This window comes from Pseudomonas entomophila (genome assembly GCF_023277925.1).
Classification (GTDB): Bacteria; Pseudomonadota; Gammaproteobacteria; order Pseudomonadales; family Pseudomonadaceae; genus Aquipseudomonas; species Aquipseudomonas entomophila_D.
In genome coordinates this window covers 847026-866313 of record NZ_CP063832.1, presented here as the reverse complement: position 1 = coordinate 866313, position 19288 = coordinate 847026, and the positions used below count along the sequence as shown (strand labels likewise).

15 protein-coding genes are annotated in these 19288 nt (G+C 64.3%); 8 read left to right on the top strand and 7 right to left on the bottom strand.

Annotation, left to right across the window (positions count from 1 at the left end; all coding sequences use genetic code 11):
- Window positions 1-58: 58 nt before the first annotated feature.
- The 3 genes from IM733_RS03850 to IM733_RS03840 all read left to right on the top strand — a co-directional run bounded on the left by IM733_RS03850 (window position 59) and on the right by IM733_RS03840 (window position 3329).
- Entirely contained in the window at window positions 59-1078 is a 1020-nt protein-coding gene (locus IM733_RS03850) for a branched-chain amino acid aminotransferase (protein ID WP_248919616.1), read from the top strand.
- 201 nt (window positions 1079-1279) lie between these two features.
- Window positions 1280-1960, top strand: coding sequence for a response regulator transcription factor (locus tag IM733_RS03845; protein WP_011533321.1), 681 nt, complete (start codon window positions 1280-1282; stop codon window positions 1958-1960).
- Entirely contained in the window at window positions 1938-3329 is a 1392-nt protein-coding gene (locus IM733_RS03840; RefSeq protein WP_248919615.1) for a sensor histidine kinase, read from the top strand. The genes IM733_RS03845 and IM733_RS03840 overlap by 23 nt, the downstream gene beginning before the upstream one ends.
- A 116-nt stretch (window positions 3330-3445) precedes the next feature.
- Here the strand turns inward: IM733_RS03840 and cysS are convergent, their stop codons facing one another.
- Together cysS and IM733_RS03830 are read right to left on the bottom strand one after the other, a co-directional pair.
- Entirely contained in the window at window positions 3446-4828 is a 1383-nt protein-coding gene (cysS, locus tag IM733_RS03835; RefSeq protein WP_248919614.1) for a cysteine--tRNA ligase, read from the bottom strand.
- Window positions 4829-4837: 9 nt separating this feature from the next.
- Entirely contained in the window at window positions 4838-6541 is a 1704-nt protein-coding gene (locus tag IM733_RS03830) for a glutamine--tRNA ligase/YqeY domain fusion protein (protein ID WP_248919613.1), read from the bottom strand.
- Window positions 6542-6752: 211 nt separating this feature from the next.
- Between IM733_RS03830 and IM733_RS03825 the strand changes: the two genes are divergently transcribed.
- Together IM733_RS03825 and lpxH are read left to right on the top strand one after the other, a co-directional pair.
- Window positions 6753-7253 (top strand): peptidylprolyl isomerase, encoded by a 501-nt coding sequence (locus IM733_RS03825; RefSeq protein ID WP_248919612.1) that lies wholly within the window; start codon window positions 6753-6755, stop codon window positions 7251-7253.
- Complete coding sequence (gene lpxH, locus IM733_RS03820; RefSeq protein ID WP_248919611.1) at window positions 7250-7972, top strand: UDP-2,3-diacylglucosamine diphosphatase; 723 nt, start codon at window positions 7250-7252, stop codon at window positions 7970-7972. Before IM733_RS03825 ends, lpxH begins: the two co-directional genes overlap by 4 nt.
- A gap of 98 nt (window positions 7973-8070) precedes the next feature.
- Here the strand turns inward: lpxH and IM733_RS03815 are convergent, their stop codons facing one another.
- Window positions 8071-10386, bottom strand: coding sequence for an acylase (locus IM733_RS03815; RefSeq protein ID WP_248919610.1), 2316 nt, complete (start codon window positions 10384-10386; stop codon window positions 8071-8073).
- Between the two features lie 199 nt (window positions 10387-10585).
- Between IM733_RS03815 and IM733_RS03810 the strand changes: the two genes are divergently transcribed.
- Complete coding sequence (locus IM733_RS03810; RefSeq protein WP_248919609.1) at window positions 10586-10948, top strand: fe2+ zn2+ uptake regulation protein; 363 nt, start codon at window positions 10586-10588, stop codon at window positions 10946-10948.
- A 35-nt stretch (window positions 10949-10983) separates the two neighbouring features.
- On the opposite strand, the gene IM733_RS03805 is transcribed toward IM733_RS03810, so the two are convergent.
- Window positions 10984-11172, bottom strand: coding sequence for a hypothetical protein (locus IM733_RS03805; protein WP_011533313.1), 189 nt, complete (start codon window positions 11170-11172; stop codon window positions 10984-10986).
- Window positions 11173-11613: 441 nt separating this feature from the next.
- Here IM733_RS03805 and IM733_RS03800 point away from each other — a divergent pair, with 441 nt between their 5' ends.
- Entirely contained in the window at window positions 11614-11994 is a 381-nt protein-coding gene (locus tag IM733_RS03800; protein ID WP_248919608.1) for a Mor transcription activator family protein, read from the top strand.
- A gap of 125 nt (window positions 11995-12119) precedes the next feature.
- On the opposite strand, the gene IM733_RS03795 is transcribed toward IM733_RS03800, so the two are convergent.
- From IM733_RS03795 to IM733_RS03785, 3 genes are read right to left on the bottom strand one after another with little or no spacing between them, the layout of a single operon-like run.
- Complete coding sequence (locus IM733_RS03795; RefSeq protein WP_248919607.1) at window positions 12120-15794, bottom strand: translocation/assembly module TamB domain-containing protein; 3675 nt, start codon at window positions 15792-15794, stop codon at window positions 12120-12122.
- Window positions 15791-17533 (bottom strand): autotransporter assembly complex protein TamA, encoded by a 1743-nt coding sequence (locus tag IM733_RS03790; protein ID WP_248919606.1) that lies wholly within the window; start codon window positions 17531-17533, stop codon window positions 15791-15793. Before IM733_RS03790 ends, IM733_RS03795 begins: the two co-directional genes overlap by 4 nt.
- 53 nt (window positions 17534-17586) lie before the next feature.
- A complete protein-coding gene (locus tag IM733_RS03785) occupies window positions 17587-18237 on the bottom strand; it encodes a GNAT family N-acetyltransferase (protein ID WP_248919605.1) in 651 nt (216 codons plus the stop codon).
- 164 nt (window positions 18238-18401) lie between these two features.
- Between IM733_RS03785 and xthA the strand changes: the two genes are divergently transcribed.
- Window positions 18402-19214, top strand: coding sequence for an exodeoxyribonuclease III (xthA, locus tag IM733_RS03780; protein ID WP_213660552.1), 813 nt, complete (start codon window positions 18402-18404; stop codon window positions 19212-19214).
- The last annotated feature ends 74 nt before the right edge of the window (window positions 19215-19288 follow it).

The following is a 19288-nucleotide window of genomic DNA, read 5'->3' as shown; positions in this document are numbered from 1 at the left end:
GCGGGGTGCGCATATAAAAGCAGCCCGCCGTGTTCGGGCGTAGAGCTATGAGGGTGTCATGAGTAACGAAAGCATTAACTGGGACAAGCTGGGTTTCGACTACATCAAGACCGACAAACGTTACCTGTCCGTATGGCGTAACGGCGAGTGGGACAAGGGCACCCTGACCGACGACAACGTGCTGCACATCAGTGAAGGCTCCACCGCCCTGCACTATGGCCAGCAGTGCTTCGAAGGCCTGAAGGCCTACCGCTGCAAGGACGGCTCGATCAACCTGTTCCGCCCGGACCAGAACGCCGCGCGCATGCAGCGCAGCTGTGACCGCCTGCTGATGCCACGCGTACCGACCGAGCAGTTCATCGAAGCCTGCAAACAGGTGGTCAAAGCCAACGAGAAGTTCGTCCCGCCGCACGGCAAAGGCGCGCTGTATCTGCGTCCCTTCGTGATCGGCACCGGTGACAACATCGGCGTGCGCACCGCCCCCGAGTTCATCTTCTCGGTCTTCGCCATCCCGGTCGGCTCGTACTTCAAGGGCGGCATGACCCCGCACAAATTCCTGATCTCCGACTACGACCGCGCGGCCCCGCAAGGTACTGGCGCAGCCAAGGTTGGCGGCAACTATGCAGCCAGCCTGCAGCCAGGCTACGAGGCCAAGAAAGCCGGCTTTGCCGACTGCATCTACCTCGACCCGCTGACCCACAAGAAAATCGAGGAGGTCGGCTCGGCCAACTTCTTCGGCATCACCGCCAACAACGAGTTCGTCACACCGAAATCGATCTCGGTACTGCCGGGCATCACTCGCCTTTCGCTGATGGAACTGGCCGAATCGCGCCTGGGCCTGAAGGTCATCGAGGGCGATGTGGAGATCGACAAGCTCGACCGTTTCGTTGAAGCCGGCGCTTGCGGCACTGCTGCCGTGATCACCCCGATCGGCGGTATCCAGTACAACGGCAAGCTGCACGTGTTCCACAGCGAAACCGAAGTCGGCCCGGTCACCCAGAAGCTCTACAACGAGCTGACCGGTATCCAGAGCGGCGACGTCGAAGCCCCGGCAGGCTGGATCGTCAAGGTCGTTTGAGACGGTCGCCTGTTGTGAGAACGGGGCATGCCAGCGATGGCATGCCCCGTTTTCGTTACGGGCACGGCGAAATGCTGTTCTCCAACAGGCTGGCCCCTGCGTAGCGATACAGGTTCCTTTGACGCAGATGAATTTTTCTTAAATCGCCGTTTGTCTATTCTTTGGCACAATCAAGCCTCCATTCGCCGCCCAGGAACCAGCATGCCACGCGTACTGACCATCGAAGACGACGCCGTCACCGGCCAGGAAATCGTCGCCGAACTCACCAGCCACGGCCTGGAGGTCGACTGGGCCGACAATGGTCGCGAAGGCCTGTCCAAAGCCATCGCCGGTGGCTATGACCTGATCACCGTGGACCGCATGCTGCCCGAGGTCGATGGCCTGACCATCGTTACCACCCTGCGCAGCCTGAAGATCGCCACCCCGATCCTGATGATCAGCGCCCTCTCCGATGTCGACGAGCGCGTGCGTGGCCTGCGCGCCGGTGGTGACGACTACCTGACCAAGCCGTTCGCGTCGGACGAAATGGCCGCAAGGGTCGAAGTGCTGCTGCGCCGCAACAGCACGCCCATGACCCAGACCCGCCTGCAGGTCGCCGACCTGGAGCTGGACCTGATCAGCCACGAGGCGCGCCGCGGCGAGCAGTCGCTGAACCTGCTGCCCACCGAATACAAACTGCTGGAATACCTGATGCGCCACTCCGGCCAGGTGATCACCCGGATGATGATCTTCGAAGAGGTCTGGGGTTATCACTTCGACCCCGGCACCAACCTGATCGATGTGCACATCGGGCGCCTGCGCAAGAAGATCGACTCGCCCGGCCAGACTCCCCTGATCCGTACCGTGCGGGGCTCCGGCTATGCTATTGCCGAACCCGTCTAAGGGCTGGAGCTCCTCCACCAGCCGCCTGCTGGCGCTGTACAGCTTTCTCTTCGTGGCCTGGAGCAGCATCCTCATGGGGGTGCTGTACTTCGAGGTGTCCAGCTACCTGAACAAGCTCACCCGTCACTCCATGCTGCAACGCCAGCACCTGTTCGCCCACATGAGCGGCAAGCAGCTGGACGACGCCCTGATCGCCAGCCAGGCCTTCGAAGAGCGCAGCTTCGACGCCTACGGCCTGTTCGATCCGCAGCTCAACCCGATTGGCGGGCGCATCCGCGCCATTCCCCCGGACCTGGGCCTGGATGGCAAGATCCACGAACTCAAGCGTTGCCTGGACGCGGACGACCCGCGCCTGCCGCCGGACAGCTGCGACGCGGTGGCGATCAAGGTCCAGGACGGCCGCTGGCTGGTGCTGGTGCGCGACAACGGCTCGCTGTTCGTGGTCACCCGGATCATCCTCCACGCCCTGCTCTGGGGTATCTCGCTCACCTTGATCCCCGGTTTCGCCGGCTGGTACCTGTTGCGCCGCCGACCACTAAAGCGCATCCGCGCCATCCAGGCCCAGGCCGAGCTGATCGTCGCCGGCGACCTCACCCACCGCCTGCCGCTGTCAGCCAGGCGTGATGAGCTGGACATGCTCGCCGCCATCGTCAACGCCATGCTCGACCGCATCGAAAGGCTGATGCACGAGGTCAAGGGTGTGTGCGACAACATCGCCCATGACCTGCGCACGCCATTGACCCGGCTGCGCGCCCAGCTCTATCGCATTCGCCAGCAGAACGGCATCGACTCGGCGCAGGGCGAGGCACTGGACCAGGCAATCGGCGAGACCGATACACTGATGGCGCGCTTCCGCGGCCTGCTGCGCATCAGCGAACTGGAAGATCGCCAGCGGCGTGCCGGTTTCGTACAGCTCGACCCCCATGCGTTGCTGGTGGAGTTGCATGATTTCTATCTGCCACTGGCCGAGGATGGCGGCATCCGCCTGCGCCTGGCACAGCCCGAGCAATTGCCTGCCTTGCATGGCGACCGCGAATTACTGTTCGAGGCGCTGGCCAACCTGGTGGGCAACGCAATCAAGTTCACCCCAGAGGGTGGGCAAGTCTGGATCGAGGCGATGCAGGACGACGATGGCGTGCGTATCGCCGTCGAAGACAGTGGGCCAGGGATCCCGGCGCAAGAGCGCGAGGCGGTGTTGAAGCGGTTCTATCGCAGTGATGAAGGCCATCGCCACCCAGGGTTCGGGCTGGGCTTGTCGATCGTCGCGGCGATCGTCGACCTGCATGGCTTCGGCTTGGAGGTGGGGGCCAGCGAGTTGGGAGGGGCGAAGCTGGTACTGCATTGCCCGTTGACGGGCCCGGTCAAGTAATCATTGGGGCCGCGTTGCGGCCCATTCGCCGGCAAGGCCGGCTCCTACATCGGCATCAACCTGTAGGGGCCGGCCTTGCCGGCGAATGGGCTGCAAAGCAGCCCCAATTTCGCTGATCAGTCAGCCAGACGCCAGGTGGTGCCACCCTTGCCATCTTCCAGCACCACACCCATAGCGGTGATCTGGTCGCGGATACGGTCGGACTCGGCCCAGTTCTTGTCGGCACGCGCCTGCAGGCGCGCCTGGATCAGTGCTTCCACTTCTGCGGCATCGACCTTGCCTTCGGCACCGGCCCGCAGGAAGTCATCCGCCTCCAGCTGCAGTACACCCAACACGTCACCCAGCTCACGCAGGCGACCGGCCAGGCCAGCGGCGGCCTCGACATCGCTTTCGCGCAGGCGGTTGATTTCGCGCACCAGGTCGAACAACACGGCGCAGGCTTCCGGTGTGCCGAAGTCGTCGTTCATCGCCACGGTGAAGCGCTCGACGAACGCCTCGCCACCCTTCGCGGCAACCCGGGGCAAGCCACGCAGTGCGTGGTAGAAACGCTCCAGCGCCCCCTTCGAATCGCGCAGGCTGTCTTCGGAGTAGTTGATCGCGCTGCGATAGTGGCTGGCCACCAGCAGATAGCGCACCACCTCCGGGTGGTACTTGTCGAGCACGTCGCGGATGGTGAAGAAGTTGTTCAACGACTTGGACATCTTCTCGCCATTGATACGGATCATGCCGCAGTGCATCCAGGCGTTGGCGTACTGCTTGCCGGTGGCCGCCTCGCTCTGGGCGATCTCGTTCTCGTGGTGCGGGAACTCCAGGTCACTGCCGCCACCGTGGATATCGAAGCTCTCGCCCAGGCAGCAGGTGGACATGACCGAGCACTCGATGTGCCAGCCCGGACGCCCCGGCCCCCACGGCGAATCCCAGAACGGCTCGCCCGGCTTGGCGCCCTTCCACAGCACGAAGTCCAGCGGGTCCTGTTTCGACTCACCCACCTCGATTCGCGCGCCGATACGCAGGTCTTCGATCTTCTTGCGCGACAGCTTGCCGTAGCCGACGAACTTGCCGACCCGGTAGTACACGTCGCCGTTGCCTGGCGCGTAGGCGTAGCCCTTGTCGATCAACGTCTGGATCATCGCGTGCATGCCGGGGATGTGGTCGGTGGCACGGGGTTCCAGGTCAGGCTTGAGGATGTTCAGGCGCCGCTCATCTTCGTGCATCGCGTCGATCATGCGGGCGGTCAGCGCGTCGAACGACTCGCCGTTCTCGTTGGCCCGGTTGATGATCTTGTCGTCGATGTCGGTGATGTTGCGCACATAAGTGAGCGCATAGCCGCTCTTGCGCAGCCAGCGGGTGATCAGGTCGAACGCCACCATGCTGCGACCGTGGCCCAGGTGGCAGTAGTCGTACACGGTCATGCCGCACACATACATGCGCACGTTGTTGCCATCGAGCGGCTTGAAGGCTTCCTTCGTCTTGCTCAGCGTGTTGTAGATCGTAAGCACGGCGGTTCCTCAGCTGCCCCAGGAGTCACGCAGGGTGACGGTGCGGTTGAACACCGGACGGCCCGGTTGGCTGTCCTTCAGGTCGGCGCAGAAGTAGCCCTCGCGCTCGAACTGGAAGCGGTCTTCCGGCTGAGCCTGGGCCAGCGATGGCTCGGCGCGGCAACCGGTGAGCACCTGCAGCGACTCGGGGTTGATGTTGTCGAGGAAGCTGCCGCCCTCTTCGGTCTTCTCCGGGTTGGCGGAACGGAACAGGCGGTCGTACAGGCGCACTTCGCACTCGACGCTGTCTGCGGCCGGTACCCAGTGGATCACGCCCTTGACCTTGCGGCCTTCGGGGTTTTTGCCAAGGGTGTCCGGATCGTACGAGCAGCGCAGCTCGACGATGTTGCCGTCGGCGTCCTTGATGGCCTCGTCGGCGCGGATCACGTAGCTGCCGCGCAGGCGCACTTCACCGGCCGGTTCCAGACGCTTGTAGCCCTTGGGCGGCTCTTCCATGAAATCGTCACGGTCGATGTACAGCTCGCGGGCGAACGGCAGCACGCGCACGCCCATGTCTTCCTTGGGGTGGCGCGGCAGTTCGAGCTGCTCGACCTGGCCTTGCGGGTAGTTGGTGATGACCACTTTCAGCGGGCGCAGTACGCACATGGCGCGCGGTGCGGTGCGGTCCAGGTCGTCGCGGATGCTGAATTCAAGCATTGCCATGTCGACCACGCCGTCGGAACGGTTGGTGCCGATCATCTCGCAGAAGTTGCGGATCGAGGCGGGCGTGTAGCCGCGGCGGCGGTAGCCCGACAGCGTCGACATGCGCGGGTCGTCCCAGGCTTCGACGTGGCCCTCGTCCACCAGTTGCTTGAGCTTGCGCTTGCTGGTGATGGTGTAGTTCAGGTTCAGTCGGCTGAACTCGTACTGGCGTGGGTGCGCCGGCACCGGCAGCTTGTCGAGGAACCAGTCGTACAGCGGACGGTGGCTTTCGAACTCCAGGGTGCAGATCGAGTGGGTGATGCCTTCGATGGCGTCCGACTGACCATGGGTGAAGTCGTAGTTCGGGTAGATGCACCACTTGTCACCGGTCTGGTGGTGGTGGGCATGGCGAATGCGGTACAGGATCGGGTCGCGCAGGTTCATGTTCGGCGAGGCCATGTCGATCTTGGCGCGCAGCACGCGCTCGCCGTCCTTGAACTCGCCGGCCTTCATGCGCGCGAACAGGTCGAGGTTCTCTTCGACGCTGCGCTCGCGGAACGGGCTGTTCTTGCCGGCCTCGGTCAGGCTGCCACGGTATTCCTTCGCTTGCTCGGGGCTGAGGTCACAGACATAGGCGTTGCCCGACTTGATCAGGTCCACGGCCCAGTCGTGCAGTTGGTCGAAGTAGTCCGAGGCATAACGCACCGGGCCTGCCCACTCGAAGCCCAGCCACTTGACGTCACGTTGGATGGAGTCGATGTACTCCTGGTCTTCCTTGGCCGGGTTGGTGTCGTCGAAGCGCAGATGGCAGACGCCGCCGAATTCCTGGGCCAGGCCGAAGTTCACGCAGATCGACTTGGCGTGGCCGATATGCAGGTAACCGTTCGGTTCCGGCGGGAAACGGGTGACGATGCTGCTGTGCTTGCCCGCGTCCAGGTCGGCCTGGACGATCGGCCGCAGGAAGTTCGCAGGGACGGCGGGGGCGCCTTTTGCGGCGGCGTTGGGCGCGTGGTCGGCAGTGGGCTTGCTCATAGTGTCCTTGAATACAGGTAGCCGGCCGGGTAGGCCGATTGAATCAAAGGGCCTATCATAGCCGAAGCAGTCAAGCTGCCGACAGCCAGGCACCGACAAACTGGCGCGAATTATCGCGATCCGTGCAAAAATGGCGACCGCGCGCCTTGTGTCCGGTAACCGGCACAAACTGGCGCACCCTATTCCCGATGCCTTGAGAGCGAACTTAAGCATGTCCAAAGTCAAACTGAGCACCAACCACGGCAACATCGTCCTGCAACTGGACGCCGAAAAAGCCCCACTGACCACCGAGAACTTCGTCCAGTACGTCAAGGATGGCCACTACGACGGCACCGTCTTCCACCGCGTGATCAAGGGCTTCATGATCCAGGGCGGCGGTTTCGAATCCGGCATGAGCCAGAAGAAGACCCGCGCCAGCATCCAGAACGAAGCTGACAACGGCCTGAAGAACGCCAAGTACACCATCGCCATGGCGCGTACCATGGAGCCGCACTCGGCCTCCGCGCAGTTCTTCATCAACGCCAGCAACAACGACTTCCTCAACCACAGCGGCAAGAACGTCCAGGGCTGGGGCTACGCGGTATTCGGCGAAGTGATCGAAGGCCGTGAAGTCGTCGATGCCATCGAAGGCGTGGCCACCGGCTCCAAGGCCGGCCACCAGGACGTACCGAAAGACGACGTGATCATCGAGAAAGCCGAGATCATTGAGTGATACTGCTGATCTCCGATCTGCACCTGCAAGAAGAACGCCCGGACATCACCCGGGCGTTTCTTGATCTGCTCGATGGCCGTGCGCGGCACGCCAAGGCGCTATACATCCTCGGCGACTTCTTCGAAGCCTGGATCGGCGACGATGCCATGACGCCGTTCCAGCAGTCGATCTGCCAGGCCTTGCGCCAGCTGAGCGACAGCGGCACGACGATCTACCTGATGCACGGCAACCGCGACTTCCTCATTGGCCAGGCGTTCTGCCAGGCCGCTGGCTGCACCCTGCTGGGCGACCCGAGCGTGATCGAACTGGGCGGCGAAGCCGTGTTGCTGATGCATGGCGATACGCTGTGCACCCGCGATGTCGGCTACATGAAACTGCGCCGCTACCTGCGCAACCCGCTGAGCCTGTGGATCCTGCGGCACCTGCCGTTGGCCACGCGGCAAAGGCTTGCACGCAAGCTGCGCAGCGAGAGCAAGTCGCAGACCCGCATGAAGAACACCGAAATCGTCGACGTCACCCCGGACGAAGTACCGAAGGTGATGGCGGCGCACGGCGTTCGCACCTTGGTGCACGGCCACACCCACCGCCCGGCGATCCACAAGCTGGTGGTCGATGGCCAATCGGCGCGACGTATTGTGTTGGGAGACTGGGATAGACGCGGCTGGGTGCTGCAGGTGGATGAACAGGGCTTCCAGCTGGCGCCGTTCGAGTTTTCCTGACCCCTGGCCTGTGCCAGTGTTCGCCGGCAAGCCGGCCCCTACAACGATACCTGTAGGAGCCAGCCTTGCTGGCGATGCCCGGCATGGCCGGGCCAAGGCTACTGAACGCTGCTCGCCACCGACGCCTTGTCACGCTCGCTGATCACATACTGCCGGTACTGTGGATCCGCCTTGATCTGCGCCGCGGTAAACGGAATTGGCGCCAGTTGCTTGGCCGCGAACGCGCGCGTCTGGTCCCCCGCATGCTGCGATGCCGCCTCGCTCGACAGCGAAAACGCCAGCAAACCCTGGGCCTGCGGCCCCTGCTCGGTGAAACTGACCACCTGCAAATAGCTCGTACCGCTCACCACCAAGCGCTTGCCCGGCCCCACCGGCACGCTGACCATCGCGTTGTATACCCCCAAGGCCTGCGGGCCACCCGGCACCGGCGTGCCATCCGCCGCCTGCTGGATCTGCCCCCAGCGCTGATCGGCGCCGATACCCGATTTGCCGACCTGCTCCAGCGAGGCCAGGGCCGCCTCGCGCAGCAGCTTGCCGACCGCCGCCTGCTCCACCGCCAGGCCACGGGGCGTGTGCTGCGGGTCCGCAGGGTCAAACGGCACACGCCAGCTTTGCGGGTGCTGCGACAGGGTGTTGAGGATGTTGCTGAAATGAACCAGACCGACACCGCTGTCCAGGTCCGCCTTGCCGTTCCAGGCCTGAAGGCTGGCACACACGGGTTGCAGATCGGCCTGTGCACCCTTGCACCATTGCCGCAGATCCGGCAGCAGCAGGCTGGCCAGGTAGACCTCGCCATCGAACACCATGTGCTGCAGGTCGGCGACACCCAGCTTGGCGCCACCCTGCAAACGCTGCAGGGCAAAACGGCTGCGCATACCCAACGGCTGGTCGTTTCGGCTGACCAAGGGCGAGAAGCCGGTCAATGGCTGCGCCGGGTTGGCCATCCAGGCAGAATCATTGGAGTTCTGCACGAAATCACCACGTTCCAGGCTTGGCAGCAGGCGGGCCGGGAAGATACCGGGCTGAGCCGCTTGCGCATCGACCTTCCACTGGCAGGCGCCACGTGAGCCATCCAGCACCACCAGCGGGCCGGAAGCCTGGGGATTGCCGCACTCGGCCAGCAACGCGTGGTCAACGTAAGGCACCACCGACTGGTTCAGGTAAACCGCCCGCCCTGCACTGTCCACCGCCAGTGTGTTGACCCAGGGAATACCCTGCAACTGCTCGATGCTGCCCTTCAAGGCGTCCAGGCTGTCGGCGCGGTTGATCCGGTACCACTGCTCAAGCACCCGGGTGTTATCCAGGTTGGCGTCACGCAGGCTGTAGGCGGCCTGGCGATCCCAGTCCAACCGACCAGGCCATTGCACCACCGGGCCGAATTTCGACAGGTAGACCGGCCGCTCGACCTGGCTCAACGCGCCATCTTCGCCCTTGACCGTGACGCTCAGCATCTGCCGTTCGAGCGGCAGCGACTGGCCATCGAGCAGGTAACGCGTCGCATCCTTCGGGTCCAGTTGCAGGCGATAGAGCGTGAAATGCTTGGAAGTATCGACCGTGTGGGTCCAGGCCAGGTGCCGGTTGAAACCGATATTGACCACCGGCAGCCCAGGCAACGCCGCGCCCATCACGTCCAGTTGACCGGGAATGGTCAATTGCATCTGGTAGAAGCGCAGCCCGCCCACCCATGGGAAATGTGGATTGGCCAGCAGCAGCCCGCGGCCGTTGGCCGAACGCTCGGCACCGACGGCAACCGCGTTGCTGCCACGCTCCGCGGCAAACGCCGCCTGCCGCGCCAAGGCCACGCTGTAATCGACCGTGGGACGTTGCGCCGCCAGCTTCGGTGGCGTGGCAGCCACAACCGCTTCGGCGAACTGCCCTACCCCGCCCTCGGCGAGCAAGCGACGGGTCAGCTTGACCAGATCGAGGCTGGTGATCGGCCGTATCCAATCGCCTTTTCCGCACTCGGCGGGCAAGCCCTGCGCTCGCCGCTCGCCCAAGGCACGGTTGTAGCCAAGGGCATACCCTTCGAGCAGGTCGCGCACGGCACTAGGCTGCGCCTGAAGCCAGCCATTCACCGCCTGCGGGTTGTTCAGCCAGGTAAAGAACAGATCGCTGGCGAGGTTTTCACGCTGCTCCACAGTCTTTGCCTGCGCGCCGAAGTAACGCGAACGCTCACCATTGACCGTCAATACTTCATTGGCCAGCAGGCACAGATTGTCCTGGGCATACGCATAACCGATGCCGTAGCCCAGGCCACGTTCATCCTTGGCAAGGATATGCGGCACGCCGAAGCTGGTCCGACGAATCTGCGCGGAGGCTTCACCAGCAGCCTCCCGCGCCTGGCCAGCCAGGCTGGTACCAACCAGCAGGGTGGCTAGCCCAAGGTGGAACAGGGGACGCGAAAGAGAGATCACAAGCACTCCTCGTGCAATCGGGGTTATCCCGATCAGACGAAAAGCCGGATGAAAATTTTACGCCTCGTGGCGGGTTGCAACGTCTTGAACAAGGCGCGTCAGATTTTTTTCCACGGGGATTGCAGTTTTCCCGTTCTCATTCGTCTTAAGTAGTGAGGCACTCATGATTTCGGGACAGTCCACGAAAAGGAGCATTCACATGTACAACCCGCAACCTTCCCTGCACACGCCGCCAGGCCCGGCCCAGGCACCCAGCGGGCAGGACGAGCGCGTCGGCAACGAGCAGATCCGCGAGCTGCTGCGCACCTACGGCCTGCGCACCAGCCTGATCCGGCTCAAGGTCATCGACGCCCTGCACAGTGCGGCCCGTGATGGCCGCAGCATTGGTGTGCGGGGCGTGCACGCGCAGCTCGAGCAACTGGATATTCCCCTGTCGTTCCTGAGCGTGCGAGAAGTGCTCAAGCGTTTATGTGCCGAAGGCGTCATCAGCCTGGGTAGCGACAAGTGCTACAGCCTGCAGGCCCAGGCCCGGGCCGTGCTCGAGCTGCCGGCCACACGCTGAGCGCCTGGCCGGCCAGGACCGCCGGCCCGTTCGCCTCAGGGCTTGACCTTGCGCCGCAGGATCCCGTTGATCACCACCACCACGACCGCAATGGCGATGGCGATGTACTGGAACGTCTGCTCGCTGATAGTGCCCTGCTTCTGCAGGTAACTTAGGCCGAGCATGATGCCCAGGACCACCAGGATGATCAGGATCGAATATTTCAGGCGCTGCACATGTGTCATCGGAGTTTCCTTGCGACATCGGGGACATGAGGCTCCCGCGGAGCCAGCGCCATGATACCGCGCCCACTTTTCCTACGCTGACATTCCTGCCGCAAGCCACTTTCCTTACACGCTATCGAGCACAGCACCTGTGTGTCCGCTAGGCAAGTCGTGCATTGGCAAGATTACCCCTATACATCAGCACCCAGAATGCCACCACGGAAGGTCTTCTCTAGGAGTTTTGGGGCCTGTAGCGCAAGGGTGAAGGAATTTCCTACATCAAATTGGGCGACTGCCCGCGAACGACAATACGTGCAGGCTACAACCCCCGTTCCGCTTCGCGCCTAGCGGCGCTTTCTGGAGCTAACTGAGAATCGAGCCAAGCCACCCAGTGGCACCCTCGACACTTGCCATCGACGGTCAAGCGTCATGACAACTAGATTCAGTAGAAGGAATGCCTGTATGGAAATGCCAGACCTCAACAACATAGAAGTAAGCCAGCTGCCGCACTCCCTGCAATCGTTGATCGAATGCATCGGCATCGAAAATGCCTACCACCTGACCTGTGCTTTCGGGGGCCGTCCCAAGTACATCCCCAAGCACCGCGAGCGCACCAAACTGGTCGACGTGCTGCCAGCCGAAGCACTTGACGCGCTGATCGAACGCTTCGCGGGCATCGCCCTGGAGATCCCCAAGGCCGACCACTTCCAGCGCCAGTTGCGCAACCAGCAGATCCAGAGGGAAAGCGCGGACGGCCTGTCGCGCAGCCTGCTGGCTGACAAATACGGATTGAGCCTGCGCCAGATCGGCAATATTCGTCGCCAGGACCATCACACTCGCTGAGCGGCCCGGTGCGCAGGAGGATCCATGGACAGGATCACGGCATGTATGGAAAGGACGGCCGAAGGAGAACACGGCCAGTGGCATCCTCACCGACCACAAGGGGCGATGAGGATGCTGGCGGGCTGTCAGAAGTCGCGCTTGTAGAAGATATCCAGCGAACTGGCCAGGCCGCTGGCGGCCTCCAGGTAGACCTTCTTGCTCAGCTTGTAACGCAAGGCGATGGTATTGGCAGGCTCGAACACCCCCACGCCGTAACGCAGGCTCAGGCGCTCGGTCAGGTTGCCGCTGGCGACCACACTGGTGGTGTTGCCCGCGCCCTGGGTATCCAGCTGGAAGTCATCGATACCCAAGTTCGACGCCAGGCCCGCCGTCAGCCCTTCGGCCCCCACCAGCCCCAACCCCAGTGCCGCCTCGGCCACCCTGTTGCTGTCCTCGCCCGTGCTGTTCAGTGGCCTGCCCAGCACCAGGTAGGACAAGGCCTGCTCCTGGCTCATCGCAGGCTCGGAGAACACCTTCGTGGTGGGTTGTTCGGCGCTGCCGCTGAGGCGGATGCCGGCGATCACATCGTCCACCTTGCGAATGGCTTCGATGTCCAGGTACGGCTGGTCGATCGGGCCGGCGAACAGCAACCGCGCCCTGCGGATGGCGAGGTTCTGGCCATAGGCGCGATAACGCCCATCGGCCAGGCTCAACTCACCACGGGTATCGAGGTTGTCACCGATGTGCACGTGGCCGAGCACGTTGGCGGTCAGGCCGAAACCACTGAATGACAGCTTGTCGCTGCCCACCTCGACGTCGATGTCCATGGCCATCGCCAAGGGCGGTTTGCCCGCTTCGGTCTGGTGCCCGACGATCACCGTGTCGTCCGACACCTTGACGGTCGAGGGAGGCAGCTCACGCACGGTGATCGTGCCCTTTGGCACCCGCACCTTGCCGGTGATCGCCAGTTTGTCGTCGACCAGGCGGATGTTCAGGTCCGGCGCCACCTCAAGGGCCGCGTAGGGCTCGACGCTGACCGGCAATTGCTGCCCCTGCAGGCGCAGGTCCATGGCCAGCGCCTGCCCCCAGGTCATTTGCCCGGCCAATTGCCCACGCCCGGCATCGCCACTGCGCCAGTCGCCGCTGAGCTGAACCTGCTCGCCCGCGATCAACGCACGCAACGAAAGCGCCTGCAGGCTGATGGGCAACTCGGCGCCACTGACTTCACCGCCGGTCAGGGCCAGGCTGCCATTGACCTGGGGGGCCAGCAGGCTGCCCGACAGACGCCCACTGCCATTGAGCTGGCCGGCCAGGCGCTCGACCATCGGCAGGAACGGCCGGGCGATCGCCAGGTCGAGGCCGGCCAGGCGGAATTCACCGGACAACGGTTTGTTGCGCCCCAGGGGGTCGAGCCGGGCGTCGAGGCTCAGTTCACCCAGGCGCTCGCCACGGAAATCCAGGCGGGTATCGACCCGGCGCGGCGCAAGGTTGCTGTCCAGACGCAGCACTTGATACGGGAAGTCGATCCAACGCCCCTTGTCACGCACGCGCAAGGTGCCCGCGCCGGCGTCGACACGGACGCTGCCCTTGGGCCCGCTGGCGGGCATGTCGAGGTTGATGTCGGCGTTGAGCAGCCCTTGCCAGGCGAAGTCCTTGGGCAGCCACTGCGCCAGGCTGTCCAGTGGGAACTGCTTGAGGTGGTAGCGCAGGCGCGGCTCCGGGGCCAGGCGCTGCTCCTCGCTGCACAGGCTGGCCTGGCCCGAACGCCAGCAGTGCGCACCCAAGTCCAACTGGCCGCTGGCCAGGCGCTGCAGGCGGGTGGGTGCCTGCAATTGCCAGTCCTGGCCGCCGGCCTGGATTCGGCCACTGGCCAGGCGCCCGCGCCAATCGCCCTTGCTCAAGGCGCCATCCAGGGCCAAGTCGAGCTTGAGCTGCGGGCCGTCCAGGGCCAGTGTCGCGGCCTGCTGACGGGCATCGCCCTTGCCTTGCACATCGAGGGTGCCCAAGGCGGTGTCGCCCAGGCGGATATTGCCGGCCTTGAGCGTGACGAGCCCGCGCTGCGCGTTGTCCAGGCGCGCATCCAGGTCGAGCCGCTGCACGCGGTTGTCGGCCTGTGCCAACTGCTGCCCCTGCAACACCAGGGTGCCTTGCGGCGCCGCCAGGGTGCCACTGACGTCCAGGCGCCCCTTGGCCTGCCCCTGCAACTGCGGCCAGAGCTGGCCAAGGCGCGGCAGGTCGAGGTCGATACGCCCGGCCAGGCGCTGTTGCAGGCTGCCGCTGCCGTTGATGCGGTTGTCACCCAGCTGCACGGTCAGGCTGCCCAGCGTCCAGTTGTCACCTCCGCCATCGGCATCGACCTTGAGCTGCGCCGGCTGGCCACGCAGGCGGCCCTTGAGGTCGAGTTGCGCCGTGAGCTTGAGCTGGTCGTTCTTCAACTCGCCCTGGCTGCGCAGTGGCCCCGCCAGGGTGCCGGGCAGTTCCGCCAGCCAGTAGGCCGGATCGAGCGCCGACAGTTGCAGGTCGACATCCCAGGCCAGGGTGTCGGCGAAGCGCAATGCGAGGCTGCCGCCCGCCTTGCCCTGCCCCGCGCTCAAGGCCAGCGGCGACAGGCGAACCTGGGCGAGATCGCCCTCGAATGGGCTGGCCAGCTTGAATGCGCCGGCTGGGCCATCGAGCTCACCGCCGAAGGCGCCCTTGTAGTTGCCGTCGCGATACTGCACCTGGGCATTGAACCGCTTTAGCGTGACCTGGGGCGGCTGCTCCAGGGGGTAGAGACGCAACCAAGGGAAGTCCTGCCAGTCGAGGGTGGCGTCGGCGCTCAGGCCTTTCTGCCAGTCGGCATTGGCCTGCAGCTTCAATCGCTGGGTGTCGCTGGCGTTGAGGTCCAGGGCGTCGATACGGGCGCCCTTGGCATCGACCTTGCCGGCCAGCACCAGGCCGACTGGCCCCTGCTCGGCGGGCAGACTGGCCGCCCCGGACACCTGGTAGCCCTTGAGCAGGTCACCCCGGGCATCCAGCCGCAGCTGATTCAGTTGCAGGGTGTCGGGCAAGCTGCCGGCCGGTTTGAAGGCATCGGCGCGAAGACTGACGCTGGCGGGTAAATGCTCGGCCAGGGCTTGCAGCTCCCCCGTCAGGTGGGCGTCGAGATAACCCCGGCTGGTCGCGTCCAGGGCCAGGGTATTGTGCAATTCACCCTTGGCATTCAGGTCCAGTTGCCAGGCCTGGCCATCGACGGCGGGCAACTGCAGCGTGCCGTGCAACTGCACGGGCCAGTCACCTTCCGGTTGCAGTTCACCTTTCAGCTCCAGGCGCAGGTCGTCGCGGCGCAATTGCAGGCTGTCTACCTGAAGGCCTGCGGTGGTCCAGCGCGCCGCCAGTTGCACATCCCCGAGCAGGTCATCGCCATCCAGGCGCACCTGGCCCACGTTGACCTCACCCACTTCGATGGCCAACGGCAGGCGCAAGGCCGGCAACCTCAGCGAGCCGCTATCGGCCTGCGCCTCGCTCGGGGCAAAGGCCATGTCGATGCGCTTAGCTTGCAACCGCTCGATACAAAGGGTGGCCCGCAGCAGGCACGCGGGCGACCAGCTCAGTTGCGGCGCCAGCAGTTCCACACGGTTATCGCCGTCGCTCCAGCGCAGCTGGCTGGCCTGCCAGGCGCCACCCAGGTGACCTGCAAAATCGTCGACCTGCACCCCGGGGACCTGCCCCAGCACCCAGCGGCTGCCGGCCTGGGTGCCCAGCACCAGGCCCAGCACCAGGGCAACCAGCAGCAACAGTGCCAACAGGCCCAGGAAAATGGATTTGAACACGCGCGTCACAGTTCAGGCCCCATGGAGAAATGCAAACGGAACCCGCCATCGTCGTCCAGCGCATGGGCCAGGTCCAGGCGCAACGGACCGACCGGCGAGACCCAGCGCACGCCGACACCGACGCCCGTCTTGAGGCTGGGCAGTTCCAGCGAATTGAATGAGTTGCCCTGGTCGATAAAGGTCGCCAGGCGCCATTTTTCGGCGATCGAATACTGGTACTCGGCGCTGCCCGCCACCAGGTAGCGGCCACCGATTTTGTCGCCCTTGTTGTTGGTCGGCGACAGCGACTGGTAGTCATAGCCGCGCACGCTCTGGTCACCACCGGCGAAGAAGCGCAGCGACGGCGGGATGTTCTGCTGGTAGCCATTGGTGGCGCTGCCACCGAACTGCAGACGCCCCAGGAACCGGTGGTTCTGGCCGAGGGTGGTCAGGCCCTTGAGCAGCACGTTGCCGTGTACCAGGTTGGTGTCCGAGCCCAGGCCCTCCTTGGCCGCCTGCAGGTCGAACTGCAGGCGATAGCCGTTGTGCGGGTCGATGCGGTTGTCACTGCGCAGGTAGGAGAAGCTGACGCCGGGCATCAACAGGTTGCTCAGGCCCGAATCGTCGCCCAGACGATATTCTTCACGCTGGTACTTCAGCGAGATCACCCGCTGCCAGCCGCTGGCCAGCTTGCTGTGCCACTCGGGGCCGACGGTGAGCAGCTTGCTCAGGGTGTCGGTGCCGGCAAGCTCTTCGTTCTGGTAACCACCTGCGAAACGCAGCTTGTCGGTCAGGGGCGGGTCCAGGGGAACGTCGTACCACAAGCCGACGTTCTGCCGTGGGGCGGACAGTTCGGTTTCCCAGCCATAGCTGTGGCCTTGCGGGTTGACCCAGTGCCGGGTCCAGTTGGCCTTGCCACGCGGGCCGACGTCCGTCGAGAAGCCCAGGCCAAGCCCCAGGGTGCGCGGCTTGCGGATATCGAGCTGGACAGCCACCGGGATATCCTCACCCACCGCGGAGGTCGGCGCCGCGTCGACACGCACCCCTTCGAAGTAGCCGCTCGATTGCAGGTCGTTGTTGAGTTCGGCGATCAGTTCGGAGTCATAGGGCGTGCCAGGTTTGAACGACACCATGCGCTGCAGCAGGTCGTTGTCCAGCGGCGCATCGCCGCCGAAGGTCACCGCCCCCAGGCGATAGCGCGGGCCGCTCTGGTAGATGAGCTCGATATCGGCCACGCCGGCTTGTGGGTCGACCGCCAGGCGCTGACGCTCGAAGCGGCCGGCAAAGAAACCATAGCGCGACGCCTGGTTCTGGATCAGCCGCTTGGCGTCCTCGTAGTGACCATGATTGAGCTGTTCACCCGGGCGCAGCGCCTTGCTGTCGGGAATGCGGAACGCCTTGAGTTCGCTGGCCGGCCCCTCGATGCGCACCGTCACGTTGCGCAGGCGCACCGGCTCACCCGGGTCCACGCGCAGGATCAGTTGCGCTGGCTTGTCGTTGTCTGGTGGCGGCTTGACCTCGGCGTCGATCTGCGCCTGGTAGTAGCCCAGCGCCTGGGCTGCCTTGCGCGCCTGCTCCTCGGCACCGCGGCTGAAGCGCGCCAGCGCCTCTTCGTCGCGATCCCCAAGGTTGCCGATATAACCTTCGATATTGGCCTTGAGCGCCTTGTTGGCGGGTTTCACCCGCACCAGCAATTCGCTCTGTGCCCATGCCATGGAGCTGGCGACCAACAACAGCAGGCCCCAGCCAAGTCTTCCTGAATACGTCATGCGGCGCATGCTACCAGAGCCACACACTCAACGGAGCCGTCAGTAAATACCAGTCACAGGTTTGATACCTTGGACGACACAGGATTCGGGTGAAAGAACACCCTCTCTCGGATTGGCCCTACAGCAATCTCACCGATCTCTTCATAACCCTGGCGCTGGTAGAACGCCAGGTAGTGGGCGTTGCCGGTATCCAGCACCACGCCATCGGTGTCCGGGTCCTCGGCGCACCAGTCATGCACCGCCTGCAAGAGCTGTTCGCCATAGTGCTGGCCCTGGAATTGCGGATGCACCCCCAGCAACGGCAACACATGCACCTGCTCGCCAGGCAGGCAACCGGCAAGCGCGGCTTGGTAGTCCAGGTAGCGCCGAGTGCAACGCAAGCCGGTGCCCAGGATCATGCGCAGGCGCCAGGCCCAGCTGTCGGCCACCCCCAGGCGCCGGTGCGGCGGCACGATCAAGGCAAGCCCCACCAGGCGATCCTCCACCAGCAAACCGATCGCCGGAAGCGCCAGGTAGAAGTGCTGGCGCACCCATTCGCGCACCATCACCCGCAGTCGGCGTTCGTAGCCCGGCCGCAGGCCCTCGAACAACCAGGCGAAGGTCGGTTCGTGTCGGTAGGCGTGGTAGAGCAGCGAACGCGCTTCACGGGCGAAACCCGCATCGAGCAGGGTGACCTGGGCCGGGGCGGCAGTGGCGTCGGGCATGGCGGGCAGTCCTCCTGGAATGGGCGTACAGTGCCTTGGAGGTGCTCCAGTGCGTAACGTTCACCTCACCAGAGCACGTTAGCAGCGCCAAACCAAGGGCGCCACGCTGGCCGTTGCGGGCGATGTCGGCTAGCATCCGAGGCTTTTACCAGGATCGTCTTTCCATGAAGATCGTCTCGTTCAACATCAACGGCCTACGCGCCCGCCCGCACCAGCTGGCAGCGCTGATCGACAAACACCAGCCGGACGTGATCGGCCTGCAGGAAACCAAGGTCAGTGACGATCAGTTCCCGCTCAAAGATGTCGAAGCGCTCGGCTACCACGTGCACTACCACGGCCAGAAGGGCCACTACGGCGTCGCCCTGCTCTCGCGGGAAAAGCCGCTGTCGCTGTCCAAGGGGTTCGCCAGCGATGAAGAGGATGCCCAGCGCCGCTTCATCTGGGGCACCTTCGCCGACCGCGACGGCACGCCGATCACCGTGATGAACGGCTACTTCCCCCAGGGCGAGAGCCGCGACCACCCCACCAAGTTCCCAGCCAAGCAGCGCTTCTACAGCGACCTGCAGGCCCTGCTCGAAGGCCAGTTCCAGAATGGCCAGCCGGTGCTGGTGATGGGTGACATGAACATCTCGCCCCAGGACTGCGACATCGGCATCGGCCCGGACAACGCCAAGCGCTGGCTGAAGACCGGCAAGTGCAGCTTCCTGCCCGAGGAGCGCGAGTGGATGGAGCGCCTGAAGGGCTGGGGCCTGGTCGACAGCTTCCGCCACCTGCACCCGGAGGTGGCCGACCGCTTCAGCTGGTTCGACTACCGCAGCCGCGGGTTCGAGGATGAACCCAAGCGCGGGCTGCGAATCGACCTGATCATGGCTTCGCAGGGGCTGCTGCCGCGGCTGAAGGCGGCCGGGGTCGACTATGAGCTGCGCGGGATGGAGAAGCCGTCGGACCATGCGCCGATCTGGCTTGAGCTTGATTAAAACGAAGTGTCAGTACCTGACCTTCTGCATGTATCAACCGCAGGCTTCGCGATGACCCACCTGGCCTGCATTAA

Coding starts and splice junctions, on each gene's coding strand:
- IM733_RS03850 (WP_248919616.1), top strand. CDS start 59: ATGAGTAACGAAAGCATTAACTGGGACAAGCTGGGTTTCGACTACATC.
- IM733_RS03830 (WP_248919613.1), bottom strand. CDS start 6,541: ATGAGCAAGCCCACTGCCGACCACGCGCCCAACGCCGCCGCAAAAGGC.
- IM733_RS03845 (WP_011533321.1), top strand. CDS start 1,280: ATGCCACGCGTACTGACCATCGAAGACGACGCCGTCACCGGCCAGGAA.
- IM733_RS03810 (WP_248919609.1), top strand. CDS start 10,586: ATGTACAACCCGCAACCTTCCCTGCACACGCCGCCAGGCCCGGCCCAG.
- IM733_RS03805 (WP_011533313.1), bottom strand. CDS start 11,172: ATGACACATGTGCAGCGCCTGAAATATTCGATCCTGATCATCCTGGTG.
- IM733_RS03785 (WP_248919605.1), bottom strand. CDS start 18,237: ATGCCCGACGCCACTGCCGCCCCGGCCCAGGTCACCCTGCTCGATGCG.
- xthA (WP_213660552.1), top strand. CDS start 18,402: ATGAAGATCGTCTCGTTCAACATCAACGGCCTACGCGCCCGCCCGCAC.
- IM733_RS03825 (WP_248919612.1), top strand. CDS start 6,753: ATGTCCAAAGTCAAACTGAGCACCAACCACGGCAACATCGTCCTGCAA.
- IM733_RS03800 (WP_248919608.1), top strand. CDS start 11,614: ATGGAAATGCCAGACCTCAACAACATAGAAGTAAGCCAGCTGCCGCAC.
- IM733_RS03840 (WP_248919615.1), top strand. CDS start 1,938: ATGCTATTGCCGAACCCGTCTAAGGGCTGGAGCTCCTCCACCAGCCGC.
- IM733_RS03790 (WP_248919606.1), bottom strand. CDS start 17,533: ATGACGTATTCAGGAAGACTTGGCTGGGGCCTGCTGTTGTTGGTCGCC.